Genomic DNA, 26282 nt, shown 5'->3' with positions numbered 1-26282 from the left:
ATGAAGGTGAAGCAATGGCGGTTTTCAGTGTCGAGGATTGCGCCGCGAGCCGGGCGCCGGGGCGCATGCTGCGGCGGCTCGATAAGGTGATGTCGGCGTTCGTCGAATCCAAGCTCGGCGACCATGATTTGAGCTATCAGCAATGGATTGCGTTGCGGACGGTGACCGAAGGCATTGTCGGGAATCCCGGGCAGTTGGCGCGCGAACTGGGCATTACGACCGGCGCGGCGACCCGGCTGATCGATGTGCTCGAGACGCGCGGTCTGCTTGAGCGCGACCGTGGCGACGCCGACCGCCGCGTTGTGCGGCTGGCAGTAACGCCTGCGGGCCGGGACATGGTGTTCGCGTTGCAGCCGCTCGTTGTTAATGCATGGAACGAGGTCGTCGCGGAGTATTCGCAGCAGGAAGCGGCGGAGATGGTCGCGGTGCTGGTCAAGCTGCTCGCTGCGGCGGAGCGCGTCGCGGGCGATTTGCCGCCGGTGGAGCGCGAAGCATGAAGCGCAGGGTCGGCGTGGCGTCGCTTGGCGCACTGTTGCTCGCGTCGTGCGCGGCGGTTCCCCACGATCCACCCCAGGTCGCGCAGCTCCAGCCTGCGGCGGTCGGCCTTTCGGCGCAAGGCGCGACGATTGCGCCCGATTGGTGGACCGTGTTTCATGATCCCCAACTCGATACGCTGGTGACGATGGGGCTCGCCGCCAATCCGACGCTCGACCGCGCGCTGGCGCGGGCGCGGATCGCGGAGGCGACGCTCGGCGTTCGTCGGAGCGACCAGTTGCCGCAAGTGACGGCCGACGGGCAGTCGCTCTACCAGCGCTTCCCCGAACGGTCGCTCTATCCGCCGCCTTATGCCGGAAACGCCTATCCTATCTCGTCGGTGCAGGCGAACCTGAGCTGGAATCTCGATCTTTTCGGCCGCCAGCGGGCACTGGTTACCGGTGCCCGCGCTGATGTCGCCGCCGCCGCACTGGATGCCGCTGCCGCGCGGTTGATGGTGTCGACGTCGATCGCACAGGCCTATGTCGGGCTCGCGCGGGCGGAACAGCTGATCGGTGTCGCCGACAATTTCGTCGCAACGCGGCGCGAGGCGATGGGCTTCGTCACGTCCCGCATCCGCAACAAGCTCGCGAGTCAGTTCGAACTGCGGCAGGCGGAAACGCTGCTGGCCGAGGCCGAGCAGGCACGCACGCGGGCGGTCGCGCAGCGCGAATTGCTCGTTCACGCACTGGCGGCGCTGGTCGGGCGCGGTGCCGATTTCTATCCGCAGATCGCCAGCCCCAAGCTCGCCTTCGATACGCCACCGCTGGTGCCCGAGACGCTCCCGGCCGATCTTCTCGGGCGGCGTCCGGACTTGCTCGCCGGGCAAGCGCGGATCGATTCCGCCGTAGCCGGGCGGCGGGTCGCGCGCGCGGATTTCCTGCCCAATGTCAGCATCCAGGCGCTGGCGGGTTTCGCGGCGCTGGGCCTTGGCAGTTTCTTCGATGCGGGCGCGCGGACCTATGGCGCGGGCCCGGCGATCCACGTGCCAATTTTCGAGGGCGGCAAGCTCAAGGCGCAATATCGTGGTGCCACCGCAGCGCTCGACGAAGCGGTAGCCGCTTATGACGACGCCGTGCTCGGCGCGGTGCGCGATTCGGCCGACGCCCTGACGCATGTGCGCGCGTCCGACCAGGACACCGCCGAACAGCGGCGCGTTGTGGCCGGCCTGCGCGAGACGGTACGGCTCAACCAGGTCCGCGTCTCGACGGGCCTCGGGTCGCAGCTCGACACGATCGATGCGGGCTTCCGCTTGCTTGAGGCGGAGCAGGCCTTGGTTTCGCTCCAGTCGGACGCCTTTACGCACCGTATCCAGCTTATCGCCGCGCTTGGCGGCGGTTTCCAATCCTCCCCGCCGCCTGCAGCGGCCCATGCGGACATGCCTTCATGAACGATCAGACCCCCGCCGACTGGAAGCGCCAGGCGGAAACGGCCGAACGAGTCGATCCCGTCGTCAGCCCTGCGCCGATGGCCGCCGAACCTGCGCCAACCCCTGTCGATCCCGCGATCGCGCGCCGCGCGCGCACGCGACGGATCGGCTTTACCGTGCTCGCGCTCGTCGTGCTGATCGGGCTGGTGCTGTATGCCATCCGCATTTTCACCGCACCGGCGACCGAGTCGACTGACGATGCCTATGTCGCGGGCAACGTCGTGGCGGTCACCGCGCGGGACGGCGGCACCGTGCTGGCGCTGCACGCCGACAATACGCAATCGGTCAAGCGCGGTCAGCCGTTGATCGACCTCGACCCAGCATCGACCGGCGTGCAGATGGACGCGGCTGAGGCGGCCCTGGGGCGCGCGGTTCGCGCGGTCCGGTCGACCTATGCCCAAGTCGATGAAGCCGGGGCGGAAATCGCCCAGGCGCAAGCCGATCTGTCGCGCGCGCAAAACGATTATGCCCGCCGCCAGGGCGCGGCGCGCGATGGTGCGATCTCGGGCGAGGAACTGTCGCACGCGTCCGACGCCGTGACCACCGCCCGCGCGGCGCTCGCTTTGGCCCAGGCCAAGAAAGCGCAAGCCGCGAGCACGGTTTCCGGCACCGACGTGTCCAGCAATCCGCAAGTGCTCGCCGCGATCGCCGATGTTCGCCGCGCCGCGATCGACGCCAGCCATATGAAGATCGTCGCGCCCGTCACCGGCATCGTCGCGCAGCGCACCGTCCAGCTTGGCCAGCGCGTTGCGGCGGGCACGCCGCTGATGGCGGTGGTGCCGCTCGACAGCGTGTGGGTGGACGCCAACTTCCGCGAGACGCAGCTCCAGCATTTGCGCGTGGGCCAGCCGGTGACGGTCACCGCCGATGTCTATGGCAAGGGCGTCGTCTTCCACGGCAAGGTGCTCGGGCTTGGCGCGGGCAGCGGCAACGCCTTCTCGCTGCTGCCGCCGCAAAATGCGTCGGGCAACTGGATCAAGATCGTGCAGCGCGTGCCGGTGCGCATTGCGCTCGACCCGGCTGAACTGCGTGCGCATCCGCTGCGGATCGGCCTGTCGGTCAATGCCGTGGTCGCGACGAGCAACCTGTCGGGCCCGATGGTCGCGGGCAGCGCGGCCCCGGCCGGCGGCGTGCAGCAAAGCCTTGACGGCGGCCCCGAAGTCGACGCGCAAGTGCGCCGGATCATCGCGCAGAATCTGGGCCGCGACCGGTGAGCGCCTCTGCCGGGGCGGGGGCGGCTCCGCTCCGCGGCGGGGCGCTGGCGATCACCTCGATCGCGCTGGCGCTCGGCACCTTCATGCAAGTGCTCGACGGGACGATCGCCAACGTTTCGCTGCCGACGATCGCGGGCAATCTGGGCGTCTCGACCGATAACGGGACGTGGGTGATCACGTCTTTCGCGGTCGCCAACGGCGTCACCGTCCCGCTTACCGGCTGGCTGATGCAGCGCTTCGGCGTGGTCCGCACCTTTACCGCATCGGTCGTCTTGTTCACGATTGCCTCGCTCTTGTGCGGGCTGGCGTGGGATCTGTCTTCGCTGATCGGGTTTCGCATTCTGCAGGGCGCTGTGTCAGGGCCGATGATCCCGGGCAGCCAGGCGCTGCTGATCGCGATCTTCCCCGCCCATAAGCGTGGCACCGCGCTGAGTATCTGGTCGATGACGACGCTCACCGCCCCGGTGCTCGGGCCGGTATTGGGCGGGTACATTTCGGACAATTATCACTGGGGCTGGATCTTCCTGATCAACGTTCCCGTCGGCATCGCCTGCGCGATAATTTCCTGGCGCTCGCTGTCGACGCGCGAGACGCCAACGCGCAAACTGCCGATCGATACGGTCGGGCTGATCCTGCTCGCTTTCTGGGTGTTCAGCCTGCAGACGATGCTCGATCTCGGCAAGGATCGCGACTGGTTCAACAATCCGCTGATCGTCGTGCTCACGGTGTGCGCGCTGGTCGGGTTTGTTGCCTGGGTCATCTGGGAAATCACCGATGGAAACCCGGCGGTCGATCTCAGCCTGTTCCGGCGGCGCAACTTCGTGTTTGGAACGCTGGCGCTGTGCCTTGGTTATGCGCTGTTCTTCGCCAACAACCTGCTGCTGCCGCTGTGGCTGCAGGAGCAGATGGGCTATACCGCGACCTGGGCCGGGTTTGTCGCCGCACCGAGCGGAATCGTCGCGGTCGTCGCGACGCCGTTTATCGGGCGGCTGAAGATCGATACGCGCTGGCTCGCGACGATGGCGTTCCTGTCCTTCGCCGGATCATACTTCCTGCGTGCGCAATACACCCCCGATGCGAGCTTCTGGACGTTGATGTTCCCCTTGCTGTTGCAGGGGTTGGCGATGAGCATGTTCTTCGTGCCGTTGATCACGCTGTCGTTCGACGGGATTCCGGGCGAGCGCGTGCCCTCGGCGAGCGGGATTTCCAACTTTGCGCGCATCACCGCGGGCAGTTTCGCGGCGTCGATCATCACGACCTATTGGGATCGCCGCGAAGCGCTGCACCAGACCCGATTGAGCGAGGTCGGCACCGACTATTCGCCAATCTACCGGCACGCGACCGAGCAACTGCAAGCCGCGGGCATGACCCAACAGCAGGCGGCTGGCGCGGTGATGCGCCAGATCGTCAATCAGTCGTATCTGCTTTCGTCGCTGGAATTGTTCTGGATCTGCGGTTGGATGGCGCTGGTGATGATCGGCGTGATCTGGATGACGCGGCGTCCGGCACCGAGCACGCATGTGGTGGCGGCGGATTGACCGCGCTGTGCGCCCGGTCGCTGCGAGTTTAAGGGTTGAAAATGGTGCCGGCTGCAGGAATCGAACCCGCGACATCCAGTTTACAAAACTGGCGCTCTACCAACTGAGCTAAGCCGGCACGTGCGACGCTAAATGCGTCAGGATATGCCGAAGGTCCAGCCCTCCGTGCGTGCGATTTGCGGTGTCAGCGCTTGTGGATGCCAAAATTCTTGGCGGAGCGCGTTGGCGCGCAGCCAGGCCGCGGTCAAAATGGCGTCGGTCGCATGGTCGGTATAGCGGGCGAGCGGGGCGTGCGCCGCGCTGCCAAGGGTGGCCAGCGCGGTGTCGAGCGCTGCCGGGTCGCGCAATTTGCTAAGGCCCTTGCGCACCCCAGCGGCGCGGGCGGCGATGGTGGTGTAGATTTCGACCACGCACGCGCCCGTCTGTGGTGCGGGGTCGAACGGCCACACCGGCACGTCGGTCCCCAGATGGTGGAGCAGCCGCATGCCCGCAAAGCTCGCTTTGGCGACCTGCGCCGCGCCGATCGCGTCATAGACGGTCGAGGGTTTGCCGAAGCCGGCGGCATTGTGGTGCGCTTCGCAGCGGCGGAAGTGGAGGAAGTCGGCCTTGGTCCCGTCGCGCGCGCCGAGATAGAAATGCGTGCCGCGCCGCGCTTCGAGGAACGCGGCAGCGCCGAGATCGGCATCTGGCGCGTGCGCATCGACATAGCCCCAGAAGGCGCGGGCGGTGGTCGACGTGTCCTCGCCCGGCAGATACGCCCCGCGCAGCACATAAGGTGGCGCGAAACTGAAGTCGAAGCCGACCAGCAAGGGCGTCTCCGCCTGATCGCGCAGCCAGTGCAGGATGTCGGCGCGCGACCAGATCCCGCGCGGCGGGGAGACGAGGGTAGGGGCGGCGGTGCCGGTTTCACACAGCGCCAGCGCGATGCCGGGGTGGCGCGCGCCTTTGGCCCCCGACCAGTCGATCGCGGCGAAGCGCGTGAAATGCGTCGGTGTCACGTTTTCTTGCGGGGCTTGCTGGCCTTGCGCGCGGCCGCCTGGTCGCGGGCACGGGTGACCATGTCCTGCACCCGATCCGGATCGCTAGTGTCATAGCGGACCAGCACCGCGGGCCAGCCTTCATAATGCGGCGTCTGCCAGAAGGTGGCGGGGTCGGTTTCGAGCAGGACTTCCTTGGTATCCGAGTCGATCGAGAGCACGAACGAATCGGCCTCGCGGCCTATCGAGACGAACGCCCGCCCGTTCGAGGCGACCTTGATCGCCGCCCCGCCATAATGCCTCCCGGCCACGGTGTCGGGCAGCGTCAGCGCAAAGGCGGCGAGCGACTCCCAGTCCTTCATTCGTCCCCCTTCAGGCTGGCCCACCACGCCATGCGTTCGGCGATGCGTTTTTCCATGCCGCGCTCGGTCGGCACATAGAAGGTCTGCGGTGCCATTTCGGCCGGCCAGTAATTCGCGCCCGAAAAGCCCTCCGCCGTGTCATGATCATAGGCATAGCCCTTGCCATAGCCGATGTCCTTCATCAGCTTGGTCGGCGCGTTGAGGATATTCTCGGGGGGCATCAGCGATCCCGTCTCGCGCGCCGATTTCCAGGCGGCCTTCTGTGCCGTGTACGCGGCGTTCGATTTGGGCGCGGTGGCGAGATACAGGCACGCTTGCGCGATCGCCAGTTCGCCCTCGGGGCTGCCAAGGAAATCATAGGCATCCTTCGCAGCGAGGCACAGCGTCAGCGCATTGGAATCGGCGAGGCCAATGTCTTCCACCGCCATCCGCACCATGCGCCGCAGCAGATATAGCGGTTCCTCGCCTGCGGTGAGCATGCGCGCCAGATAATAAAGCGCGGCTTGCGGGTCCGATCCGCGCACCGCTTTGTGCAGCGCGGAGATGAGGTTGTAATGCCCCTCGCGGTCCTTGTCATACACCGCGACGCGACGCTGCAGAAAGGCGGAGAGTCCGGCGGGATCGAGCGGCTCGGGCAGGTGAACCGCGAACAGCGTCTCCGCCTGGTTGAGCAGGAAGCGCCCATCGCCATCGGCGCTGGCGATCATCGCGTCGCGCGCCTCTGGCGTGAGCGGCAGCGGGCGTTCCTCCACCTGCTCGGCGCGGTCGAGCAATTTGCCGAGCGCGGCGTGGTCGAGCCGGTGCAGGATCAGCACTTGCGCGCGGCTGAGCACGGCGGCGTTGAGTTCGAAAGACGGGTTCTCGGTGGTCGCGCCGACCAGCGTAACCGTGCCGTCCTCGACATAGGGCAGGAAACCGTCCTGCTGCGCGCGGTTGAAGCGGTGGATTTCGTCCACGAACAGCAAGGTGCGCTTGCCCATGCGGGCATGGTCGCGTGCCTCGGCAAAGGCTTTCTTGAGGTCGGCGACGCCCGAGAACACCGCCGAAATCGCCATGAAGCGCAAGCCCACCGCATCGGCGAGCAACCGCGCGATCGTCGTCTTGCCGGTGCCGGGCGGGCCCCACAAGATCATCGACGACAGCCGCCCCGCCGCGACCATCCGCCCGATCGCGCCTTCGGGGCCGGTGATATGGTCCTGCCCGACCACTTCGGCGAGCGTCGTCGGGCGCAGCCGGTCGGCGAGCGGCGCGGTGGCGCTCGGCTGGTCGGCGGCGGGCGGATCGAAAGTCGCGAACAGATCGGGCATCATTTTCCTCGGGCGGGTGCCGCCAAGATAGGGTTTCCCCAAAAAAATGCACGGACCCCTTGCGTCGATGCAATCAAGATATATCTTAGTGCCATCGTGTTATAGAAAGGAACGATATGTTTGTATTTGTAGAACGCGGCGGTCGCGGAGACCGTGGCTGCCATCCAGGCCGCAAAGGCATGGCGATGGGCGGGCGCTTTGGTGGCGGCTTTGGCGGCGGGTTCGGGCGTGGCCATGGTCATGGGCATGGCCGGGGCGACGGTGAGGGGCGTGGTGGCCCGCGCGGTCGGCGTATGTTCGACAGCGGCGAATTGCGGCTGGTGTTGCTCAAGCTGATCGCCGATGAGCCACGCCACGGCTATGACCTGATCCGCTCGATCGAGGAGTTGACCGGCGGTGCCTATGCGCCGAGCCCGGGGGTCGTCTATCCCACGCTCACGTTGCTCGACGACATGGACCTGATCGAGGCGCGGCAGGCCGAAGGGGCCAAGAAGCTGTTCGCGGTCACCGAAACCGGCACCGCGCATCTCGCCGAGAATGCGGAACAGGTCGAGGCGCTGTTCGCGCGTCTTGCCGAGGTCGGCGCAGAACGCGCACGGACCGACAGCGCCTCGGTGCGCCGCGCGATGGGCAATTTGCGCGAGGTTTTGATCCACAAGCTGCGCAGCGAAGACGTGGCGCAGGAAACCCTGCACGAAGTCGTCGCGCTGATCGACGAAGCCGCGCAGAAGATCGAGCGGCTGTAAGCATGACCCGGCTTCAGCTCCTCCGCCGTCGCCTCGCAAATGCCGCGGCTGCGGCAGGGGCTGAACCTCCCCTTCGGAGACGTGATATGACCCTGAGCACAACCGCACGCGTGCCGACCGCGCATGCGAGCAAGTACCTTCAGCAGACCTGCAAGCATTGGGAGCACAATCTGGCGGTGGTCTTCACCCCGGAGCACGGTACGATCGTGTTCCCAAAGGATGCGCGCGGGGCCAATTTCCCGGGCGATGCTACCGTCACCTTCGATGCCGAACCCGATGCTCTATTGGTTCGGATCGAGGCTAGCGCCGTCGAACAGCTCGAAGCGTTGCAAGGCGCGGTCGCGCGCCATGTCGATCGCTTCGCCTTTCGCGAGGCACCGCTCGCTTATGAGTGGCACTGAACGCGCGCGTCATGCGGCGCGGCGGGCGAGCACCTTCAAATAGGTGTCGAGCACCGTCTGGTTGATGCGTTCCCATTGATAGGTCGCGGCTTCGGCATGACCGGCGGCCCCGGCGGTGCTGCGAAAGCCATGGTCTTCGCAGAAGCGCTGCAGGGCGTCGGCATAGCCTTCGATGTCCGTCGGCGGCACGATCAACCCGGTCACGCCGTCGGCGATCAGGCCGACGGCGCCACTGGCGCGCGCGGCGACGACGGGTACGCCCGCAGCCATCGCCTCGAGCGTCACATTGCCGAAGGTCTCGGTCACGCTGGGATTGAAAAACACGTCCATCGACGCGACCGCCTTGCCCAGATCATCGCCGGTCAGATAGCCGGCGAACACCGCATCGGGCACTTCCTGCGCGAACCAGTCGCGTGCCGGGCCTTCGCCAATCACCAGCGTCTTGTGCTTGACGCCGCGCGCCTTGAGCGTGCGGAGGGCTGCGGCGAAGACGTCCAGCCCCTTTTCTTTGACCAGGCGCCCCAGAAAGCCGACCGCAACTTCGTCATCGCCGATGCCGAGGCCGCGCCGCCAGGCGAGGTCGCGCTGGGCGGGGTTGAAGCGATCGTGGTTCACCCCGCGCGACCAGCGCGTCACCGGGGTGGGCACTCCCCATTCGCGCAAAATCTCGCCCATCACCTGGCTGGGTGCGAGCACTTCATCGACGCGGCTGTAGAAGCGCTTTTGAATGCCGATCATCGGCGGCACCAGAAACCCCAGGCCGTAATAGCTCATATAGGTCTCGAACCGCGTATGGTACGAAGCGACCCGGGCGATGTTATGCTTTTCGGCATAATTGAGCGCCTTGTGCCCCAGGCGGTCCGGTGCCGAAACGTGGATCATGTTGGGCGCGAACGCATCGAGATCGCGCCGCACGCGATTGCCCATGCCGCGCGTCAGCTTGTATTCGCCGCGCAGCGGGATCTTGATCGATGGCGCGCTGACCAGGTCGCCAGTCGGCGGGAATGCTGGGGTGCGGCTCGTCGGTGCATAGATTCGCACCTTCACGCCGCGACTAAGCAGATAGCCGACCAAGAGGTTGAGGGTCTGGTTGGCACCATCACGGGTATAGTTATAATTGCCGCTGAACAGGGCTACGCGGAGATCGGACGCTTCCATCGTGCCGGGCCATAGCGAAGCTATCGCCGGATGACTATCTCTCGCGTCAAAGGAGTTTTTGCGCCGATGACCGACCTTTCCGCCTTTGCGATCACACAACGCTGGCCCGCCGCCCATCCGGACCGGCTGCAACTCTATTCGCTGCCCACGCCCAATGGTGTGAAAGTGTCGATCATGCTGGAAGAGACGGGGCTGCCGTACGAGCCGCATTTGGTCGATTTCGCCAAGGACGATCAGCACAGCCCCGCCTTCGAATCGCTCAACCCCAATGGCAAGATCCCCGCGATCCTCGATCCTGATGGACCCGGCGGCAAACCGCTCGCTTTGTTCGAATCAGGCGCGATCCTGCTCTATCTCGCCGAAAAGACCGGCAAGTTCCTGCCCAGCGATCCCGCCGCGCGCTGGCACGCGATCCAGTGGGTGATGTTCCAGATGGGCGGGGTCGGCCCGATGTTTGGCCAGGTCGGCTTTTTCGTGAAGTTCGCGGGCAAGGACTTTGAGGATAAGCGCCCGCGCGACCGTTATGTCGCCGAAGCCAAGCGCATCCTCGGCGTGATGGACGGCGTGCTCGCGGGCAAGAGCTGGTTCCTGGGCGAGGACTACACCATCGCCGATATCTCGATGCTCGGCTGGGTGAACGGTCTGGTCGGCTTTTACGGCGCGGGCGAGCTGGTCGGTTTCGACCAGTTCAAGCACGTAAAGGCATGGCTCGAACGCGGCCTCGCACGGCCAGCGGTGCAGCGCGGTCTGGCGATCCCGGCGCGGGGATAGTCAGGTCGGCGGCGCGTCCGAAAAGCCTTCATACCACACGGCAATTGCGTTGCTGTGGGCGAGCCACGGTGCGGGCGCGGTCTCCTGGACCGCGTCGCCGTGCTGGTGCCATCCGCCGAGCGAGCAGTGAATGATCGCCTTCACCCGCGCGATACCATGCTGGGCCATATCCAGCGCGGTCACGATGCCGATATGGCCATCATGCGTCCGGCCATCGGTGCCGGTATAATCGGGATAGACCAAAAAGCTGCCGACGACCGGTTCGGCCAAAGCATGAAAATACCCCGTTGGGGATAGGCCATCGGCGTGGATCGCGGTGGTCTCGAACCAACCGCCGTTGATCTTCTTGTAGAGCGGGTGGTTGACGATGCGCGATTGCGGCGGAACCGATGGGAAGCGGATGCTCCAGTAGACAAAGCCACTGCAATCGAGCTTGCCATTGGGAGGAATTGTCGCGGCCGCAAAGGACGGCATCACCCCTGGGCTCTTATATTCGGTCTTCTTGCCAAGCCCGCTGCGTGCGCGTGTAATCGCCGTTGCTGAATCCATGGTGCTTCCCCCTGGTCCCCGCGCGGGTCGTGCTCGAAGGTCAGACCCCGCGACCCGCCCGCTAACAAGGCGGCGTCCCAATTGCGTGAAAAGTGCGTGCGCCGGGCGCGCGAACGTCACGGCTCCACTGAAATTTGTTCCCCTCTCGTTCCGATGTTGCTACATCGCAGCGCATGGCAAAACCCCAGAAGCGCTATGTCTGTCAGTCCTGTGGATCGGTGTCGCACCGCTGGCAGGGGCAATGCGCCGATTGCGGGGAATGGAACACGCTGGTCGAGGAAGCGCCTGCCACCGTCACGCCGTTCCAGGCCAAGCATAATCTGCAAGGTGGCGGGCGCGCGTTTCAGCTCGTCAGCCTCGATGCCGAGATCACGCTGCCCGACCGGCTCGCCACCGGCATTGCCGAGCTCGACCGCGCGCTCGGCGGCGGCTTCGTCGAAGGATCGGCGACGCTGATCGGCGGCGATCCCGGCATTGGCAAATCGACGCTGCTGCTGCAGGCGGCGGCGAAGATGGCGCTGGCCGGGCTGCCGGTGGCGTATGTCTCGGGTGAGGAAGCCGCCGATCAGGTGCGCTTGCGCGCGCGGCGGCTGGGCCTCGGCCATGCGCCGGTGATGCTGGCGGCGGCGTCCTCGACGCGCGATATTCTCACCACGCTCGGCCAGGCAACGCCCCCCGCCTTGCTGGTGATCGACTCGATTCAGACGATGCACAGCGATTTGATCGAAGGGGCGCCCGGCACCGTCAGCCAGGTGCGCGCTTCGGCGCAGGAACTGATCCGCTTCGCCAAGGAACGCGGCACCGCCGTGGTGCTGGTCGGCCACGTCACCAAGGATGGCAGCATCGCCGGCCCGCGCGTGCTCGAACATATGGTCGATACCGTGCTGAGCTTTGAAGGCGAGCGCAGCCACCAATATCGGATTCTTCGCGCGATCAAGAACCGCTTTGGCGGCACCGACGAGATCGGGGTGTTCGCGATGGTGGCGGAAGGCTTGGCCGAAGTGTCCAACCCCAGCGCCTTGTTCCTGACGCAGCGCGAGGAAGGCATGACCGGAACCACGGTGTTCCCGGCGCTGGAGGGCACGCGGCCGGTGTTGGTCGAAATTCAGGCGCTGGTCGTGCGCTTGGCGAGCGGAGCGACGCCCAGGCGGGCGGTGGTCGGTTGGGACAGCGGGCGTCTCGCCATGGTGCTGGCGGTGCTGGAGGCCCGCTGCGGGCTCAGTTTCTCGTCGAGCGAAGTCTATCTCAACATTGCAGGCGGCTACCGCGTGCAGGACCCGGCCGCCGATCTTGCGGTCGCGGCAGCGCTCATCTCCGCGCTGTCGGAACGCCCGGTGCCCGCCGATGCGGTGGTGTTCGGCGAACTGGCCCTGTCCGGCGAAATCCGCCCGGTCGCGCATGGCCCGCTGCGCTTGAAGGAGGCGGGCAAGCTTGGGTTCGAAAGGGCGCTGCTGCCCGCGGCGGTAACCGACGACAAGAGCGGGTTGAAGCTGAGCGGCTTCGGCACGCTGGCGAGCTTTGTCGAGCATATGCTGGGGCGGTGAGGGGGCGTTGCACCCTCCCACAAACCTTCCACTCGTGGAGGGTGATGACTCTTGGTCCATCGTCTCCCTGTCCGTAACTCCCTGTCCGTTCGTTTCGAGCGTGGTCGAGAAACCTGGCACAGCGCTTGCGGCTGTTTCTCGACTACGCTCGAAACGAACGGGTTAAGGGAAAGCACTCTCCAACCCCCACAAACCCCGCCGCATCCCCGCACCCACTCGACTTCCACCGTCCCACCCTTGTAAGACGCGCGCCATGCATCTTACCGCCCTTGATATTCTGGTCCTGCTCGCCGTTGGCGGGGCCGCCACGCTTGGCATCACGCGCGGCTTCGTCACCGAAGTGCTGTCGCTGTTCGCCTGGGTCGGAATCGTGTTTGCGATCAAGCTGTTCCATGTGCCGCTGACGCATGCGCTGACCGGGGTGGTCGGCACCACCACCGGCGCGGCGGTGCTGGCCTTCGCGATTCTGGCCGGGGGTACCTATTATGGCGGGCGCATGGTCGCGCGGGCGATCGGCGCCCGCACGCGCGATTCGGTGCTGGGGCCGGTCGATCGCGCGCTTGGCTTCGGCTTTGGCGCGCTCAAGGGCCTGATCCTCGCCAGCCTCGCTTTCCTACTGGTGGTGCTGATGACCGATACCGTCAGCGGCGGCCCGGCGCATCGCCCGGAATGGCTGACCTCGGCCAAGGTCTATCCCTTGCTCAACAGCACCAGCGCCAGCATCGCCGATTTCGTCGATCGCCGCCGCAAGGGTGAACCCGTGTTCGGGCATGGCGCGAACGTCGCCGAGGCGGACCATACGGCCGAGTAAGCGCTTTTCCCCGCCCGTCGTCGAACGGGAACGAGGAGAACATACCTTCGGCGGGGTGACGAATCCCCCGGCATGCCCTACATCCGCTGCATGAACGCGCCGCTCTACAATACCGAAATCCTGCGGCTCGCCGCCACCATTCCGCATCATCACCGCTTGCCCGATCCGATGGCCACCTCGGAAAAACGCTCGCCGATCTGCGGCAGCCGCGTGACGGTCGATATCAATGTCGACGCCGAGGGGCGCGTGTCCGACCTCGGCCTGCTGGTGCGCGCCTGTGCGCTCGGTCAAGCCTCGTCGTCGCTGATGGGCGCGGCGGTCATCGGCAAGTCCGCGGCGGAGATTGCGGCGGCGCGCGATGCGTTGGCCGCGTGGCTGGCGGGGCAGGGGCCTTTGCCCGATTGGCCGGGCTTCGAACTGTTCACGCCCGCGCTGCCGCACAGCGCACGCCACGCCTCGATCCGGCTCGCTTTTGAGGCGGCTGCCGAAGCGAGCGCCGCTGCCGCCGCAAAGGCCCCCGCATGAGCCAGTCGCTGCTGCTCGATGGCGTCATCCTCGGCGGCTTTGCGCTCGTTTTCGTCCTGATCTTCCGCCGTTTCGGCCTGGGGGCGACGCTCGGCTATCTCGTCGCGGGCGCGGTCGTCGGGCCGCAAGTGCTGCATCTGGTCGGCAATGCCGAATCCAAGATCGGCGTCGCCGAACTCGGCATCACGCTGCTGCTGTTCATCGTCGGGCTGGAGCTCAATCCGTCGCGGTTATGGGCGCTCAAGAAGGAGATCTTCGGGCTCGGGCTGTTGCAGGTGGTGTTGTGCGGGCTGGCGGTCACCGGCCTTGTCGCAGCGGTGCATTTCTCCTGGTCGGCGGCTTTGGTGCTCGGCCTTCCGCTGGCGCTGTCCTCGACCGCGCAGGTGCTGCCGATGCTGCAATCGGCCGGTCGCTTGCGCACGCCCTTTGGCGAACGGGCCTTTTCGATCCTGTTGTTCCAGGATCTGTCGATCGTGCCCTTGATCACGCTGGTGACGGTGTTGTCGCGCAATCCTGCGGATGCGCATGGACCGCCGGGCTGGCAATTGTTCCTGTCGACGGTGCTGGCGGTGGCCGGGTTGGTGCTGGCCGGGCGCTTCCTGCTGCGCCCGCTCTTCCGCATCATCGGCAATTTGGGGGAGCGCGAGATGTTCGTGTTCGCCGCCTTGTTCACGGTCATCGGTGCGGCTGCGATCATGGAGGCGCTTGGCCTGTCCACGGCACTGGGCGCGTTCGTCGCGGGCGTGATGCTGGCGGACAGCCCGTATCGCCATGAGCTGGAAGCCGATGTCGAGCCGTTCCGCTCGATCCTGCTCGGCCTGTTCTTCCTCGCGGTCGGCATGATGCTCGATCTGCACGCCATTGCCGAGCGGCCCTTCTTCGTGATCGGCATGGCGCTGGCGCTGATCGCGACCAAGGCGGTGATCATCTTCGGCATCGGCATGGCCTTCAAGATGAAGTGGCGTGCAGCACTCGCGCTCGGCCTGTTGCTCAGCCAGGGCGGCGAGTTCGGTTTCGTGCTGTTCGCGCAAGCCCAGCGCGCCTTCCTAATCGCGCCCGAGGCGGCGAGCCTGTTCGGCGCGATCGTCACGCTGTCGATGGCGACGACGCCGTTCCTGATGATGATCACCCAGCGCATCCGCGAAGAGCCGATCGTCGCGGGCGAGCGCGATGGTCCTAAGGCCGATGGTGCCAATGCGCTGATCGTCGGCTATGGCCGCTTCGGCCAGACGGTGGCGCAAATGCTGATCGCGCAGGGCGTACCGGTGACGCTGATCGACACCGATATCGAGATGATCGATGTCGCCAGCGATTTCGGGGCCAAGGTCTATTATGGTGACGGCACGCGGCTCGACTTGCTGCGTCAGGCGGGCGCGGGCGAGGCAGAGTTGATCCTGTTCTGCATGGATGGTGACCAGCTTTCGCCCGATCTCGTAACCGGCGTTCACAACGCCTTTCCCAACGCGTCGATCTATGTGCGCGCCTTCGATCGCCGCGCGGTGATCAAGCTGAAGGGCTCCCCGGTCGATGGCGTGGTGCGCGAAGTGCTCGAATCGGCGGTGAAGATGGGCCGCATGGCGCTGGAAAGCATCGGCGTCGATCAGGCCGAGATCGACCGTACCGAGGAAACCTATCGCCGCAACGACAAGGAGCGGCTGCGCGTGCAGTCCGAGACGGGCGACATTCGCGCGGCGCGCGGTATCATGATCACGCAGGATCAGCGCGCCGGGCTGAGCGAGGAGCAAGCGGGATGAACTGGATTGGGCTGTTCGCGGCGCTTTCGGGCGCAATCGCCGTGGGCGCGGGGGCGTTTGGGGCGCATGGTGCTAGCGGACAAGGCGCAGAATGGCTGAAGACCGGCGCACATTACCAATTGATCCACGCCGTGGTGGCGCTGGTGGCATGGCGCATGGACGCGCGCGGACCGGCCTGGCTGTTCCTCAGCGGCGGTGCGCTGTTCGCCGCGACGCTGTATCTGATGGCGCTGGGGGCCCCCCGCTGGCTCGGCGCGATCACGCCGATCGGGGGCTTGTTGTTGATTGCCGGGTGGTTGTGGCTGGCATGGGCTGCCGCGCGAGGTTGAGCCAAGAGGGGCGGCATGATGACGGACCCGGATACGATCCTCAACTGGCGCCGCTTCGACGCGCGTATCACCACCTCGGGCCAGCCGAGCGCCGCGCAACTGGCGGAAATCCAAGCGCTGGGCGTCACCCACATCATCAATCTCGGACTGCATAGCCATCCGCGCGCGCTGCCTGACGAGGCCGCGACCGTCAGTGATCTGGGCATGCGCTACATCCACATTCCGGTCGATTTCGATCACCCGACCGAGGCCGATTTCGATCGGTTCTGCGCTGTGCTCGACGCGCTGCCGGACACGCCCGTCCACGTCCATTGCATCGTCAACGCGCGCGTGACGGCGTTCCTGTACCGCTATCAGCGCGACCGCGTCGGCGGCGACGCCAGCGCGGCACGCGCGCTGCTCGACACGGTTTGGCAACCGGGTGGGGTATGGGCCGACTTCATCGGCGAGCAGGCGCTGGTCGAGGCCCCGCATCGTTATGCTGGGCGCGATTATCAGCCTGTATTAAAACGATAGTTTCTGGGTACAGATGCGCACTAAGCTGAGTACCTGCGCCAGAAAAATGCGATTCGGGAGTGAACAGGCGGCGCTATCCCAGGCACAGGCAAGTGGCCTTGTGTTGCGCCCCTACCGTTGCGATCGCTGCGGTGCGTTTCATTTGACCAGCCGGACCAAGGGCAAGCGCGTGCCGCGTCCAGCGGTGTGACGGACGCTTTGGCGGAGCGCGTCCCGTCATGCCGGGCGTGTCCCGGCATCCACTGTGCCGCGTTTTCTGCGATCGATCCTCTCGTATCCCGGTGGACCCCGGCACGAGGCCGGGGTGACGGTGCGCTCTTCATCCGCCCCTTCGACACGAAACGACAAGCACGATAGGGACGGCGGATGACCAGCGCCTCGACCCGCCGCATCCTGCTTGCCAGCCTGATCGGCACCTCGGTCGAATTCTACGATTTCTATATCTACGCGACCGCCGCCGCCTTGGTGTTCGGCCCGCTCTTCTTCCCTGCGGACGATCCGGCGGTGCAGTTGCTCGCCTCTTATGCCAGTTTCGGCCTCGCCTTCTTCGCGCGGCCGCTGGGGGCGGCGGTGTTCGGGCATTTCGGTGACCGGCTCGGGCGCAAGTCGACGCTGGTCGCCTCGCTGATGCTGATGGGCGGGTCGACCGTCGCGATCGCGTTCCTGCCGACCTATGCGCAGATCGGCTGGGTCGCCCCCTCGCTGCTGTGTCTGTTGCGCTTCGGGCAGGGGCTCGGGCTGGGCGGCGAATGGGGCGGGGCGTCGCTGCTTGCGGTCGAGAATGCGCCCAGGGGTCAGGAAAATCGCTGGGGCATGTTTCCACCACTCGGCGCGCCGGTCGGGTTTATCGCCGCCAACGGCTTCTTCCTGCTGCTGGGAGCGACGCTCACCGACCAGCAGTTTCGCGATTGGGGCTGGCGCGTGCCGTTCTTGGCGAGCGCGGTGCTGGTGCTGCTTGGCTTGTGGGTGCGGCTGAAGCTGACCGAGACGCCCGCCTTCCGCGAAGCCGCCGCGCACGATGCGCTGCCCAAAGTCCCGATTGCCGAACTCTTCCGCATGCATTTGCGCGCGACGGTGGCGGGCACGGTCGGCGTGGTCGCGTGTTTTGCGCTCTTCTATCTGACGACGGCGTTCGCGCTCAGTTACGGCACCACCACGCTCGGCCATGGGCGGCAGGCGTTTCTGGCGCTGGAGCTTGGCGCGATCCTGTTCCTTGCGGCCGGCGTCATCGTGTCCTGCACGCTGGCCGACCGGTTCGGCGCGACCGCGATGTTGCGCTGGGGTTTTGTCGGTTGCGTCGTCTCGGGCCTGCTGATGGGGACGATGTTGGGGTCTGCATCGCTCTGGGTGGTGTTTGCGTGGCTCGCTTTGTCGCTGTTCGCGATGGGCTTTGCTTACGGCCCGCTCGGCGGCTGGTTGCCGTCGCTGTTCGACGCCGGGGTGCGCTATACCGGGGTGTCGATCACCTTCAATCTTGGCGGAATCCTCGGCGGCGCGCTCGCCCCGATCGCGGCGCAAGCGCTGGCCGCGCGCGGTGGGCTGGGCCTGGTCGGGGCTTATCTGGTCGCGGCGGGCGTGCTGAGCCTGGGCGGCCTGGCCTTACTCAAACGGCGCTGATCCGCGCGCGCTTGCAGCGTTCGGAGCAATAAACGACGCTGTCCCAGTCGCGCGCCCATTTCTTGCGCCAGGCAAACGGGCGCTGACAGACCGGGCAGGTCTTTTCGGGCAAGTTGGTCTTGGCGACGCCGTTCGGCATTCAGGCGGCCGCTTGATCCAGAAACGCGCGCACGTCCGCCAGATCGACCGATTTATCGAGGAAGGTGCCGCCAATCCCACGCGCCAGCAGGAAGGGCAGGGTGCCCGCATCCATCTTCTTGTCGTGCAGCATGTGCGCGATCAGCGTTTCGCCATCGGCGGTGATGCCCGCCGCCGCCGTGCCATCGGGCAGGCCGATCGCGCGGAGGTGCGCGGCGACGCGATCGGCATCGCCCTGCGGTGCAAGCCCACGCGCGGCCGAATAGCCATAGGCCAGCGCCATCCCCGCCGCGACGCCTTCGCCGTGCAGCAGCCGGTCGGAAAAGCCCGCTTCCGCCTCAAGCGCATGGCCGAAGGTATGGCCAAGATTGAGCAGCGCCCGCGCACCGGTCGTCTCGCGTTCGTCCTCTGCGACGATCCGCGCCTTTGCGGCGACCGAATGCGCGATGGCATAGAGCCGGGCATCGGCATCGCCCTCGATCAGCGCGGCGGCATGGGTTTCGCACCAGCCGAAGAAATCAGGGTCGTCGATCAGGCCATATTTCACGACCTCGGCATAACCCGCGCGGACATGGCGCTCCGCCAGCGTGTCGAGCACATTGGGGTCGATCAGCACCAGCGCGGGCTGGTGAAACGCCCCAATCAGATTCTTGCCGGCCTTAGAGTTGATCGCGGTTTTGCCACCCACCGACGAATCGACCTGCGCGAGCAAGGTCGTCGGGATCTGCACGAAGCCGCAGCCGCGCTTGAGGATGCTGCACGCGAAGCCGACAAGATCGCCGATCACCCCGCCGCCCAGCGCCACGACATGGTCGCCGCGCTCGACGCCGAGCTCGAGCAAGCGATCGGTCAAATGCTCCAGCATCGCCCAGCTCTTGGTCGATTCGCCCGGCGGCAGCACGATCGCTTCGCTGGCGACACCCGCTGCGGTCAGCGCGGCCTGAACAGTCGCCAGATGCGGCAGGACGTTCTCATCGGTGACGATCGCCATTCGCCGCCCGCGCGAGAGCGGCGCGAGCCAGTCGGCGGCGCGGGCGAGCAGCCCGGCCTCGATCACCACATCGTAACTGCGCGCGCCCAGCGAAACGGGAATGGTCGTCATGGTTGGTTGAGGGCCTTCAGAATGGCGTTGACGGTGGCGTCGTGCGGCGCGCGATGGCTGGAGACGCGCAGATGCGCGGTCGCGTAGAACGGGTTGCGGACGCGCGCCAGTTCTTCCAGCACGGCCAGCGGATCGCGCCCGCGCAGCAGCGGTCGCGTATCGCGGCGCGAAACGCGCTCGACCAGCACCGACGGCTTGGCATCGAGCCAAATGGCATAGCCGCGATCCAGGATCGCCGCGCGCGTCTGCGGGTCGACGAAGGCACCGCCGCCCGTGGCGATCACGCGCTTTTGGCCTTCCATCAGCCGCGCGATCACGCGGCGTTCTCCGTCGCGAAAATAGGCTTCGCCGAAGCGATCGAAGATATCGGGGATCGACATCCCCGCTGCCGTTTCGATCTCGGTATCGGCATCGACAAAGGGCAGGCCAAGCCGAATCGCCAGGCGGCGGCCAACGGTGGATTTGCCAGCGCCCATGAGGCCAACCAGCACGATGGGCTGGCCGGTCCATTTCGGCGATTGGGGTGGGGTGGGGGCTGGGCTTTGCAACATCGAAGCGAGGGCTATACAGCGCACGGGCGTCTCGGGCAAAAGGCCTTGCGGGCGCAGCCCAAATTGTTCTGTTACAGGTCCTGGCCCATGTCCCGCTCGCTCGTAATCCTCCTCGTCATCGTGGTCGTCGTTGTGGGTGTCCTGTTCGGACTCTCGTCGATCGCGCGCGAAAAGCCGCTGAAGCATGTCGAAAAGGCCGTCCCGCTTGCGAACCTCCAGAAGTAGCGGTGTGTCCGGCGCGGCCGCGCGCAAGCTGACCATCGGCCTGCGCTTCGGCACCGCACTGGCGGTGGTGCTGGCGATTCCGGCGGTGGGGCAGCAACGCCCCGAATCGATCCTGCCGCCGGGCTTTGGCGATCCGACGCCGGCCCCGTCGCCAGCGGCGGCGCGGCCCAAGCCCGTTCCGCAGGCCCCCGCGCAGCCGAGCCAAGCCGTGCCGCCGCCTGCCGCGTCGGTTCCAGCGACGGCACCGGCCTTGCTGCCCGCGCCCGATGCGACGCCGATAGCTGCGCCGAGCCCCGGTGCCACGCCTCCGGCTCCCACCGACTTTGCCGCCTTTGTGCGCGCCGACATGCCGTCGTTCGCGCGCCGATCGCTGGCGCGGGTCGGGGTCGCGGGCCCTGCAGAAGGCGCGATGGGCCCGAACGCCTTTGGCCAGGCCGACGGGCGCTTTCTTGAAGTGTTGATGCAGCGGCTGAACACTCCGGTCGCCTCGCGCTGGGTGTCGATTGCGCTGCGCCGCGCGCTGATGGCGCGGGTCGATACCCCGCGCGGCGTGAACGGTGCCGATTTCGCGGCGGAACGATCGTGGTTGCTGACGCGCATGGGCGAATCGGTCGCCGCGCGGGCGATGGCGCAAGCCGTCGATACCGAGGATTATACGCCGAAGATGTTCGAGGCGACGATGCAGGCCGCGCTGGCGACGGGGGACGCGGCAGCGTTGTGCCCGGCGGCCGAGGCCGGAGCCGAGCTGGGCCAGGAACGCGGCTGGATCATGGCGCGGGCGATCTGCGCAGGCTTGTCGGGAACGCCCGCACGCGCGCAACCGCTGCTGACGCAAGCGCGCAAGTCCGGCATTGCTGGTGGCGTCGACTTTTTGCTGGCGCAAAAGGTCGCGGGTGCCGGGCAAAGCGGTCGGCAAGCGGTGACGATCGAGTGGGACAGCGTCGATCATTTGACCGCGTGGCGGTACGGCATGGCCACCGCGACCGGGGTGGAAATCCCCGACTCGCTGCTGGCGACCGCATCGCCCGCGGTGCAGGGCTGGCGGGCGCTGTCACCGACGCTTGACCCGCGGGTGCGCGCTGCCGTTGCCGAACTGGCCGCCGCGCGCGGGATTCTGTCGAGCGCCGCGCTGGTCGATCTCTATAGCGCGATCGATGCCGGGGACGACCAGAGCGGCGCGCAGGTCGGGATCGCGCGGGATTTGCGCGCGGCCTATGAGGGACCAGATGCCAAGGCGCGTGCGGATGCGCTGGTGCGGTTGTGGGATGAACCCAAGAGCGCGGAGGGCCGCTACGCCCGGCTGGTGCTGACCGCCGGGGCCGCCGCGCGCATTCCGACGACGCTGGAACAGCCCGATATCGATCGGCTGGTCGCCGCGATGCTGAGCGCGGGGCTGGATGTTCCGGCGCTGCGCTGGCGCGACAAGGCGGCGCGGGGCAGCAATGCCTGGGCGATGCTGACGCTGATCGATCCGGCAATGCCATCGCTGAGCTATGGCGATGTCAGCGCCTATTCGGGCACGAACGATGCCGAGGGCCTGAAGCGCCGCATGTTCTTGGCCGCGATGGCGGGGCTGGGGCGGATGTCGGGTGCCGAAGTCGAACGCGGCGCGCAGGCGCTGGGGCTGCGGTTCGCGCAGGAGAATAGCTGGACGCGGTCGATCGCCAAGGCGGCGCGCGAGCATGAGCCCGGCACGGTGGTGCTGCTCGCCGCGATCGGCATGCAGACGCGGCAGTGGCACGGCGTCTCGCCCGAGGCGGTGTATCGCATCACGGCGGCGCTGCACGCGGTCGGCATGTCGGGCGAGGCGCGGATGATCGCCGTCGAGGCGATCTCGCGGCTCTGACCGAGCGCCCCAGCGCGCCTGAGCCGCCGCGTGAAGATCGCGCGCTGATCGAGCGCTTTCTGGAGATGCTGGCGGCGGAGGCCGGGGCAGCAAAGAACACCATCGCCGCCTATCGCAGCGATCTGGCGCTGGCATCGGCGGTGCTCGGCGGACGGTTGAGCAGCGCCTCGCCTGGCGACCTTGCCCGGCTGGGCGAGGAATGGATCGGCCTGTCCAAGGCGAGCGTGGCGCGTAAATCGGCGGCGCTGCGGCGGTTCTTCGCGTTTCTGGCGGATGAAGGATTGCGCGGCGACGATCCCGGCGCGGCGTTGCCGCGCCCCGGCGCAGCGCGGGGGTTGCCCAAGGTGCTCGACCACAGCGATATCGACCGGCTGTTTGCGACGATTGCCGAGCGCATCGCGCGCGTGCCCGCTGACCCCAATGACCTGCGCATGGCCGCCTTGGTCGAGCTGCTGTACGGATCGGGCCTGCGGGCGACCGAATTGGTCTCGCTACCGCGAAGCGCGATTGCGCCCGACCGGCCTTATCTCATTCTGCGCGGCAAGGGCGACAAGGAACGGCTGGTGCCGCTGTCCGATCGCGCGCGCGCGGCGGTTGCGGTCTGGCGGCTGCATGTGCCCGAGGACTCTGCGTGGCTGTTTCCTTCCGGCAAGGGGCATTTGAGCCGCATCCGCCTTTACCAGATCCTGAAGGCGCTGGCGGCGGAAGCGGGGATTCCGCCCGATCGCATCAGCCCGCACGTGCTGCGCCACGCCTTTGCCACGCATTTGCTGGCGGGCGGTGCCGATCTGCGCGCGCTGCAGGCGATGCTTGGCCACGCCGATATTGCGACCACGGAAATCTATACACATGTCGATGCCAGCCGCCTGGTCGAGCTGGTCAATGCACGTCATCCGCTCGCCGAAGCCACGGCACGCGTTGACGCAAGGAAGCGCGGGGCTTAACCGGCCCGACCTATGGCAACTTTCCTCGATTTTGAAAAACCGATCGCCGAACTGCAAGCGCGGATCGATGAATTGCGTGAGACCGCAGCCGAAGGCACGGTCGATATCGACGCAGAGGTCGGGCGGCTGCAGGCCAAATCCGACAAATTGTTGCGCGACACCTATGCCAGGCTGACGCCGTGGCAGAAGACTCAGGTCGCGCGCCACGGCGAGCGTCCGCACTTCAAACATTATGTCGCCGGGCTGTTCGAGGATTTCCTCCCGCTGGCGGGCGACCGCGCCTTTGGCGACGATCAGGCGATCCTGGGCGGCTTCGCGACCTTTCGCGGCCGCCGCGTGCTGGTGATCGGCCATGAGAAAGGCGACGATACCGCCAGTCGGCTGCGCCACAATTTCGGCATGGGCAAGCCAGAGGGCTATCGCAAGGCGATTCGTCTGATGCAATTGGCCGACCGCTTCGGTCTGCCGGTGGTGACGCTGGTCGATACCTCAGGCGCGTTCCCGGGCGTGCAGGCCGAGGAGCGCGGCCAGGCAGAGGCCATCGCCCGCTCCACCGAAATGTGCCTGGCGCTGGGCGTGCCGATGGTTGCTGCAATCGTCGGCGAAGGCGGCTCGGGCGGCGCGATCGCGCTGGCGGCGGCAAACCGCGTTCTGATGTTTGAGCATGCCATCTATTCGGTGATCTCGCCCGAGGCGGGCGCGTCGATCCTGTGGCGGACGTCCGACAAAGCCGCCGAGATGGCCGAGGCGATGAAAGTGACCGCGCAGGATCTCAAGGGTCTCGGCGTGATCGATACGATCGTGCCGGAGCCACTGGGCGGTGCGCAGCGCGATCCGGCGACGGCGATCGCGGCGCTGGGCGATGCGATCGACGCGGCGCTGTCGAACCTTGATGGCCAGAGCTCCGCCGACCTGCGTCGGTCTCGGCGCGCGAAGTTTCTGGCGATGGGGCGGATCTAAGGCGCACGCGGCGCGGCTGTTCCCGATGCTGGCGTGCTGACCAAAGAAAAGGGCGACGGAACCGAGGTTCCGCCGCCCTTTGCATTAGAGGAGTTCGTAAGAGTCTTACGAAGCCTTCATGTTGGTCGTGACGTTGGTGAAGGTCTTGTTCAGTTGCGTGCCCAGACCCTGCATCGCGGCGATCGCGGCGACGGCGATGAGTGCTGCGATCAGGCCGTATTCGATGGCGGTCGCGCCCTTGGAATTCTTGATGAAATTGCGGATGGTCTTCATGATTCCGGTCTCCGTTGGTGAAAGCTTCAGTACCCGGTCGGGCCGGAAAAACCGGACCAACGCTGACGAGTCTAGGGAGGCAGAGTTGAAAAAGGTTTAAGCCCGACGGAACTTTTGTCCGCGACGCCGAATCTAGACGCCTGCCGTCGCAGCGGCGACCTTGGTGCTGACATTGCCCCACATCGTGGTCGTCGAATTGGCGAGCTGAGTCAGCGCAGCAACCATCGCAATCACGATCAGCGCGACGATCAGGCCATATTCAACCGCAGTGGCACCCTTGCGATCGCCCCAGAGTCGTTTCAGCGTGTCGATGATCATATGGGTTCGTGGCCACCGAAACAGCTGCTGGTTGCCAATCTCTAAAACGGGTGCGTTACGATATGCTTAATGGATTCAGTACGTCGGGTTTACAGCAGTGATGCTGGTCGTGGCGGCCGCGTTGGTGGACCGGGCGGGGCGGGTGCTGGTGCAGCGCCGCCCCCCTGGAAAAGCATTGGCGGGCCTGTGGGAGTTTCCCGGCGGCAAAGTGGAACCCGGCGAAACGCCCGAGGCGGCGTTGGTGCGCGAGTTGGAGGAGGAATTGGGGGTGGTCGTCGCGCCGACCGCGCTCACACCGCTGACCTTCGCCAGCGAGCCGCTCGCCGACCGGCATTTGCTGCTCCTGCTCTATTTGTGTCGGGTGTGGGCAGGCGAGCCGCAAGCGCTCGATGCGACGGCGTTGGCGTGGCACGCCCCCGCTGCGCTGCGGGGGCTGGAGATGCCCCCGGCCGATTTGCCGTTCATCCCGGCGCTGGAGACCGCGTTAGCGCGAGGCTAGGCTTGCCCGGAGCCCAAGCCATAGGGCGGGGCCGGGCATCCATCGCCGCACGGCCGCTTCGGCGATCAGGATTGCGACGAGCGTCAGGCCAAACAGCGGCAGGTATAGCGCCAGTACCAGGATGGCGATGGCCAGCCCCGCCCCCAGGCGCGGGCGGGACAGCGCGATCGGCGCGCCCAGGCCGATATGCCGCCGACGCCACCACATCACCACGCCCGACACCGCCAGAACCACCAGCAACAGCGCGGTAACGGTGCCCAGGAGCTGATTTGCGAGACCGAACAGCGCGCCCTCATGCCCCGCGACGCCATATCCGATCGTTTGGTCGATCCAGTGGCGTTGCGCAAAGCCTTCGCGACTAATGACGGTGCCCGTGCGACCGTCGATTTTCACCGTACTGCGCAATGGGCGGTTCGCTGCGTCGGATGACGCCGTCCAGGGCGCGTCGGGCCGCATCGGCGGCGCGATCAGCACCGGTGGTGCCACCGCGAGCGGTCGCACCACCGCGATGACGCGCGCGAGTTCGCCCGCCACGATTGGCGCGCGCGGCATCGCCATGCCGCCATGTCCGGCATGTTCTCCCGACATCGCCTCCGCCTGCGGTGGCTTGCCACCGATCGTCCAGTCGACCGGCCCGCGCGCGGTGCCGGTAAGCTGACGGATTTCGGTGAGATAGCTGCCCCAACCCTTCGCCCAGGGCAGCCCGGTGAGGATCAGCGCAAGGGCGAACAGCGACACCCAAATGCCCGAAACGGCGTGAAGATCGCGCCAGAACACCCGACGTCCGCCCCGTAGGCGCGGATACACCACCCCGGCCAAATCCGACCGCCCGCGCGGCCACCACAGATACAGGCCGGTCAACAGCATCACGATTGTCCAGCAGGCGGCGATCTCCACCAGATAACTGCCGAACGCCCCCGCCAGCAATTCGCCGTGCAGATGGAAGATCAGCCGCATCGGCCGCTGCTCCTCGCTGACGACGCTGAGGACAGCGAGCGAACGCGGATCGACATAGACGCGTTGATCCTGATGGTCCTTGGTGACGAGGATATTCACGGCCCCGTCCGGGCGCTCGGGCAGCACATATTTGTGCAGCGTGGATCCGGGCACCGCGCGGAGCGCCGCGGCGACCTGCGCATCGGGCGACGCCGTTGGGCCGGTCGTCGCCAAATGTGTGTAGGGCTGGTCCAGCCACGCCTCGATCTGCGGTTTCCACAGATAGATCGTGCCGGTCAGCGCCAGCCAGATCACGAAGGGCACGCAGAACACGCCGGCATAGAAATGCCAGCGCCAGACGGCGTTATAGCTGAGCTGCGGGCGGGCGGGAGTGGCCATCACATCCTC

30 protein-coding genes and 1 tRNA gene are annotated in these 26282 nt (G+C 66.5%); 19 read left to right on the top strand and 12 right to left on the bottom strand.

All coding sequences use genetic code 11. The features are described 5' to 3' along the window. The first annotated feature begins 14 nt into the window (after positions 1-14). Genes ON00_RS04460 through ON00_RS04445 form a run of 4 tightly spaced genes read left to right on the top strand, consistent with a single transcriptional unit; the run spans position 15 to position 4715 of the window. Complete coding sequence (locus ON00_RS04460; protein WP_010403482.1) at positions 15-497, top strand: MarR family winged helix-turn-helix transcriptional regulator; 483 nt, start codon at positions 15-17, stop codon at positions 495-497. Next, positions 494-1924: an efflux transporter outer membrane subunit gene (locus ON00_RS04455; protein ID WP_010403479.1), complete on the top strand. Its 1431-nt coding sequence runs from the start codon at positions 494-496 to the stop codon at positions 1922-1924. Before ON00_RS04460 ends, ON00_RS04455 begins: the two co-directional genes overlap by 4 nt. After that, positions 1921-3177 carry an HlyD/EmrA/EmrK family protein gene (locus tag ON00_RS04450; protein WP_010403476.1) on the top strand — a complete coding sequence of 419 codons (1257 nt, stop codon included), beginning with the start codon at positions 1921-1923 and terminating at the stop codon, positions 3175-3177. The genes ON00_RS04455 and ON00_RS04450 overlap by 4 nt, the downstream gene beginning before the upstream one ends. Then, entirely contained in the window at positions 3174-4715 is a 1542-nt protein-coding gene (locus tag ON00_RS04445; protein ID WP_010403474.1) for a DHA2 family efflux MFS transporter permease subunit, read from the top strand. Before ON00_RS04450 ends, ON00_RS04445 begins: the two co-directional genes overlap by 4 nt. A gap of 42 nt (positions 4716-4757) precedes the next feature. Here the strand turns inward: ON00_RS04445 and ON00_RS04440 are convergent. The 4 genes from ON00_RS04440 to ON00_RS04425 all read right to left on the bottom strand — a co-directional run bounded on the left by ON00_RS04440 (position 4758) and on the right by ON00_RS04425 (position 7361). After that, a tRNA-Thr gene (locus ON00_RS04440) sits at positions 4758-4833 on the bottom strand. Between the two features lie 19 nt (positions 4834-4852). Further along, complete coding sequence (locus ON00_RS04435) at positions 4853-5713, bottom strand: hypothetical protein (RefSeq protein WP_010403473.1); 861 nt, start codon at positions 5711-5713, stop codon at positions 4853-4855. Continuing rightward, complete coding sequence (locus ON00_RS04430) at positions 5710-6054, bottom strand: MmcQ/YjbR family DNA-binding protein (protein ID WP_010403472.1); 345 nt, start codon at positions 6052-6054, stop codon at positions 5710-5712. The genes ON00_RS04435 and ON00_RS04430 overlap by 4 nt, the downstream gene beginning before the upstream one ends. After that, positions 6051-7361: a replication-associated recombination protein A gene (locus tag ON00_RS04425; RefSeq protein WP_010403471.1), complete on the bottom strand. Its 1311-nt coding sequence runs from the start codon at positions 7359-7361 to the stop codon at positions 6051-6053. Before ON00_RS04425 ends, ON00_RS04430 begins: the two co-directional genes overlap by 4 nt. Before the next feature lie 179 nt (positions 7362-7540). Here ON00_RS04425 and ON00_RS04420 point away from each other — a divergent pair, with 179 nt between their 5' ends. Next, entirely contained in the window at positions 7541-8107 is a 567-nt protein-coding gene (locus tag ON00_RS04420; protein ID WP_010403469.1) for a PadR family transcriptional regulator, read from the top strand. Between the two features lie 86 nt (positions 8108-8193). After that, complete coding sequence (locus tag ON00_RS04415) at positions 8194-8508, top strand: DUF2218 domain-containing protein (RefSeq protein WP_010403468.1); 315 nt, start codon at positions 8194-8196, stop codon at positions 8506-8508. 9 nt (positions 8509-8517) lie between these two features. On the opposite strand, the gene ON00_RS04410 is transcribed toward ON00_RS04415, so the two are convergent. Further along, entirely contained in the window at positions 8518-9666 is a 1149-nt protein-coding gene (locus ON00_RS04410; protein ID WP_010403467.1) for a glycosyltransferase family 4 protein, read from the bottom strand. A gap of 66 nt (positions 9667-9732) precedes the next feature. On the opposite strand from ON00_RS04410, the gene ON00_RS04405 reads away from it, so the two are divergent. Continuing rightward, complete coding sequence (locus ON00_RS04405; protein ID WP_010403466.1) at positions 9733-10437, top strand: glutathione S-transferase N-terminal domain-containing protein; 705 nt, start codon at positions 9733-9735, stop codon at positions 10435-10437. On the opposite strand, the gene ON00_RS04400 is transcribed toward ON00_RS04405, so the two are convergent. Continuing rightward, a complete protein-coding gene (locus ON00_RS04400) occupies positions 10438-10986 on the bottom strand; it encodes a hypothetical protein (protein WP_010403464.1) in 549 nt (182 codons plus the stop codon). 173 nt (positions 10987-11159) lie between these two features. Here ON00_RS04400 and radA point away from each other — a divergent pair, with 173 nt between their 5' ends. The 7 genes from radA to ON00_RS04365 all read left to right on the top strand — a co-directional run bounded on the left by radA (position 11160) and on the right by ON00_RS04365 (position 18082). Beyond that, the gene (gene radA / locus ON00_RS04395; protein WP_010403463.1) at positions 11160-12530 is read left to right on the top strand and encodes a DNA repair protein RadA; all 1371 of its coding nucleotides are present in this window, start codon (positions 11160-11162) and stop codon (positions 12528-12530) included. 253 nt (positions 12531-12783) lie between these two features. Beyond that, positions 12784-13341, top strand: coding sequence for a CvpA family protein (locus tag ON00_RS04390; RefSeq protein WP_010403461.1), 558 nt, complete (start codon positions 12784-12786; stop codon positions 13339-13341). Positions 13342-13431: 90 nt separating this feature from the next. Further along, entirely contained in the window at positions 13432-13866 is a 435-nt protein-coding gene (locus ON00_RS04385; protein ID WP_029622432.1) for an iron-sulfur cluster assembly scaffold protein, read from the top strand. After that, positions 13863-15620 (top strand): cation:proton antiporter domain-containing protein, encoded by a 1758-nt coding sequence (locus tag ON00_RS04380; RefSeq protein WP_010403458.1) that lies wholly within the window; start codon positions 13863-13865, stop codon positions 15618-15620. Before ON00_RS04385 ends, ON00_RS04380 begins: the two co-directional genes overlap by 4 nt. Beyond that, the gene (locus ON00_RS04375; protein WP_010403457.1) at positions 15617-15949 is read left to right on the top strand and encodes a DUF423 domain-containing protein; all 333 of its coding nucleotides are present in this window, start codon (positions 15617-15619) and stop codon (positions 15947-15949) included. The genes ON00_RS04380 and ON00_RS04375 overlap by 4 nt, the downstream gene beginning before the upstream one ends. 15 nt (positions 15950-15964) lie before the next feature. Further along, positions 15965-16465 (top strand): protein tyrosine phosphatase family protein, encoded by a 501-nt coding sequence (locus ON00_RS04370; RefSeq protein ID WP_010403455.1) that lies wholly within the window; start codon positions 15965-15967, stop codon positions 16463-16465. A gap of 366 nt (positions 16466-16831) precedes the next feature. Then, positions 16832-18082, top strand: a complete 1251-nt coding sequence (locus ON00_RS04365) for an MFS transporter (protein ID WP_010403454.1) — start codon at positions 16832-16834, stop codon at positions 18080-18082. Here the strand turns inward: ON00_RS04365 and ON00_RS20080 are convergent. The 3 genes from ON00_RS20080 to ON00_RS04355 are packed head-to-tail and all read right to left on the bottom strand — an operon-like array spanning position 18069 to position 19873. Then, entirely contained in the window at positions 18069-18221 is a 153-nt protein-coding gene (locus ON00_RS20080; RefSeq protein WP_010403453.1) for a DUF2256 domain-containing protein, read from the bottom strand. The genes ON00_RS04365 and ON00_RS20080 overlap by 14 nt on opposite strands. Then, positions 18222-19322: a 3-dehydroquinate synthase gene (aroB, locus tag ON00_RS04360; RefSeq protein WP_010403452.1), complete on the bottom strand. Its 1101-nt coding sequence runs from the start codon at positions 19320-19322 to the stop codon at positions 18222-18224. It abuts the gene before it with no gap. Continuing rightward, a complete protein-coding gene (locus ON00_RS04355; protein ID WP_050810895.1) occupies positions 19319-19873 on the bottom strand; it encodes a shikimate kinase in 555 nt (184 codons plus the stop codon). The genes aroB and ON00_RS04355 overlap by 4 nt, the downstream gene beginning before the upstream one ends. Before the next feature lie 87 nt (positions 19874-19960). Between ON00_RS04355 and ON00_RS20840 the strand changes: the two genes are divergently transcribed. The 4 genes from ON00_RS20840 to ON00_RS04340 are packed head-to-tail and all read left to right on the top strand — an operon-like array spanning position 19961 to position 23848. Beyond that, positions 19961-20098: a hypothetical protein gene (locus tag ON00_RS20840; RefSeq protein ID WP_169313315.1), complete on the top strand. Its 138-nt coding sequence runs from the start codon at positions 19961-19963 to the stop codon at positions 20096-20098. A 4-nt stretch (positions 20099-20102) separates the two neighbouring features. Beyond that, a complete protein-coding gene (locus tag ON00_RS04350) occupies positions 20103-21944 on the top strand; it encodes a hypothetical protein (RefSeq protein WP_010403449.1) in 1842 nt (613 codons plus the stop codon). Positions 21945-21988: 44 nt separating this feature from the next. After that, positions 21989-22888, top strand: a complete 900-nt coding sequence (locus tag ON00_RS04345) for a tyrosine-type recombinase/integrase (RefSeq protein ID WP_040601874.1) — start codon at positions 21989-21991, stop codon at positions 22886-22888. Between the two features lie 12 nt (positions 22889-22900). Continuing rightward, positions 22901-23848: an acetyl-CoA carboxylase carboxyltransferase subunit alpha gene (locus ON00_RS04340; protein ID WP_010403446.1), complete on the top strand. Its 948-nt coding sequence runs from the start codon at positions 22901-22903 to the stop codon at positions 23846-23848. A 105-nt stretch (positions 23849-23953) separates the two neighbouring features. Here the strand turns inward: ON00_RS04340 and ON00_RS04335 are convergent, their stop codons facing one another. After that, positions 23954-24121, bottom strand: a complete 168-nt coding sequence (locus tag ON00_RS04335) for a Flp family type IVb pilin (protein WP_010403444.1) — start codon at positions 24119-24121, stop codon at positions 23954-23956. Between the two features lie 132 nt (positions 24122-24253). Further along, positions 24254-24439, bottom strand: coding sequence for a Flp family type IVb pilin (locus ON00_RS04330; RefSeq protein ID WP_010403443.1), 186 nt, complete (start codon positions 24437-24439; stop codon positions 24254-24256). A gap of 100 nt (positions 24440-24539) precedes the next feature. Between ON00_RS04330 and ON00_RS04325 the strand changes: the two genes are divergently transcribed. Beyond that, positions 24540-24938 carry a (deoxy)nucleoside triphosphate pyrophosphohydrolase gene (locus tag ON00_RS04325; protein ID WP_010403441.1) on the top strand — a complete coding sequence of 133 codons (399 nt, stop codon included), beginning with the start codon at positions 24540-24542 and terminating at the stop codon, positions 24936-24938. Here the strand turns inward: ON00_RS04325 and ON00_RS04320 are convergent. Next, the gene (locus ON00_RS04320) at positions 24924-26273 is read right to left on the bottom strand and encodes a PepSY-associated TM helix domain-containing protein (RefSeq protein WP_010403439.1); all 1350 of its coding nucleotides are present in this window, start codon (positions 26271-26273) and stop codon (positions 24924-24926) included. The two genes, ON00_RS04325 and ON00_RS04320, sit on opposite strands and share 15 nt — an antisense overlap. Positions 26274-26282: the final 9 nt, after the last annotated feature.

Origin of the sequence: Sphingomonas echinoides ATCC 14820 (genome assembly GCF_000241465.1) — a bacterium.
GTDB classification, from domain to species: Bacteria; Pseudomonadota; Alphaproteobacteria; order Sphingomonadales; family Sphingomonadaceae; genus Sphingomonas; species Sphingomonas echinoides.
The sequence above is the reverse complement of the archived record's forward strand: the minus strand, read 5'-3'. Positions and strand labels throughout refer to the sequence as shown.

Bases quoted from the DNA above. Each gene is read 5' to 3' on its own strand.
- ON00_RS04460 (WP_010403482.1), top strand. From the start codon at position 15: ATGGCGGTTTTCAGTGTCGAGGATTGCGCCGCGAGCCGGGCGCCGGGG.
- ON00_RS04455 (WP_010403479.1), top strand. From the start codon at position 494: ATGAAGCGCAGGGTCGGCGTGGCGTCGCTTGGCGCACTGTTGCTCGCG.
- ON00_RS04450 (WP_010403476.1), top strand. From the start codon at position 1,921: ATGAACGATCAGACCCCCGCCGACTGGAAGCGCCAGGCGGAAACGGCC.
- ON00_RS04430 (WP_010403472.1), bottom strand. From the start codon at position 6,054: ATGAAGGACTGGGAGTCGCTCGCCGCCTTTGCGCTGACGCTGCCCGAC.
- ON00_RS04425 (WP_010403471.1), bottom strand. From the start codon at position 7,361: ATGCCCGATCTGTTCGCGACTTTCGATCCGCCCGCCGCCGACCAGCCG.
- ON00_RS04420 (WP_010403469.1), top strand. From the start codon at position 7,541: ATGGCGATGGGCGGGCGCTTTGGTGGCGGCTTTGGCGGCGGGTTCGGG.
- ON00_RS04415 (WP_010403468.1), top strand. From the start codon at position 8,194: ATGACCCTGAGCACAACCGCACGCGTGCCGACCGCGCATGCGAGCAAG.
- ON00_RS04410 (WP_010403467.1), bottom strand. From the start codon at position 9,666: ATGGAAGCGTCCGATCTCCGCGTAGCCCTGTTCAGCGGCAATTATAAC.
- ON00_RS04405 (WP_010403466.1), top strand. From the start codon at position 9,733: ATGACCGACCTTTCCGCCTTTGCGATCACACAACGCTGGCCCGCCGCC.
- ON00_RS04400 (WP_010403464.1), bottom strand. From the start codon at position 10,986: ATGGATTCAGCAACGGCGATTACACGCGCACGCAGCGGGCTTGGCAAG.
- radA (WP_010403463.1), top strand. From the start codon at position 11,160: ATGGCAAAACCCCAGAAGCGCTATGTCTGTCAGTCCTGTGGATCGGTG.
- ON00_RS04390 (WP_010403461.1), top strand. From the start codon at position 12,784: ATGCATCTTACCGCCCTTGATATTCTGGTCCTGCTCGCCGTTGGCGGG.
- ON00_RS04385 (WP_029622432.1), top strand. From the start codon at position 13,432: ATGAACGCGCCGCTCTACAATACCGAAATCCTGCGGCTCGCCGCCACC.
- ON00_RS04380 (WP_010403458.1), top strand. From the start codon at position 13,863: ATGAGCCAGTCGCTGCTGCTCGATGGCGTCATCCTCGGCGGCTTTGCG.
- ON00_RS04375 (WP_010403457.1), top strand. From the start codon at position 15,617: ATGAACTGGATTGGGCTGTTCGCGGCGCTTTCGGGCGCAATCGCCGTG.
- ON00_RS04370 (WP_010403455.1), top strand. From the start codon at position 15,965: ATGATGACGGACCCGGATACGATCCTCAACTGGCGCCGCTTCGACGCG.
- ON00_RS04365 (WP_010403454.1), top strand. From the start codon at position 16,832: ATGACCAGCGCCTCGACCCGCCGCATCCTGCTTGCCAGCCTGATCGGC.
- ON00_RS20080 (WP_010403453.1), bottom strand. From the start codon at position 18,221: ATGCCGAACGGCGTCGCCAAGACCAACTTGCCCGAAAAGACCTGCCCG.
- aroB (WP_010403452.1), bottom strand. From the start codon at position 19,322: ATGACGACCATTCCCGTTTCGCTGGGCGCGCGCAGTTACGATGTGGTG.
- ON00_RS04355 (WP_050810895.1), bottom strand. From the start codon at position 19,873: ATGTTGCAAAGCCCAGCCCCCACCCCACCCCAATCGCCGAAATGGACC.
- ON00_RS20840 (WP_169313315.1), top strand. From the start codon at position 19,961: ATGTCCCGCTCGCTCGTAATCCTCCTCGTCATCGTGGTCGTCGTTGTG.
- ON00_RS04340 (WP_010403446.1), top strand. From the start codon at position 22,901: ATGGCAACTTTCCTCGATTTTGAAAAACCGATCGCCGAACTGCAAGCG.
- ON00_RS04335 (WP_010403444.1), bottom strand. From the start codon at position 24,121: ATGAAGACCATCCGCAATTTCATCAAGAATTCCAAGGGCGCGACCGCC.
- ON00_RS04330 (WP_010403443.1), bottom strand. From the start codon at position 24,439: ATGATCATCGACACGCTGAAACGACTCTGGGGCGATCGCAAGGGTGCC.
- ON00_RS04325 (WP_010403441.1), top strand. From the start codon at position 24,540: ATGCTGGTCGTGGCGGCCGCGTTGGTGGACCGGGCGGGGCGGGTGCTG.
- ON00_RS04320 (WP_010403439.1), bottom strand. From the start codon at position 26,273: ATGGCCACTCCCGCCCGCCCGCAGCTCAGCTATAACGCCGTCTGGCGC.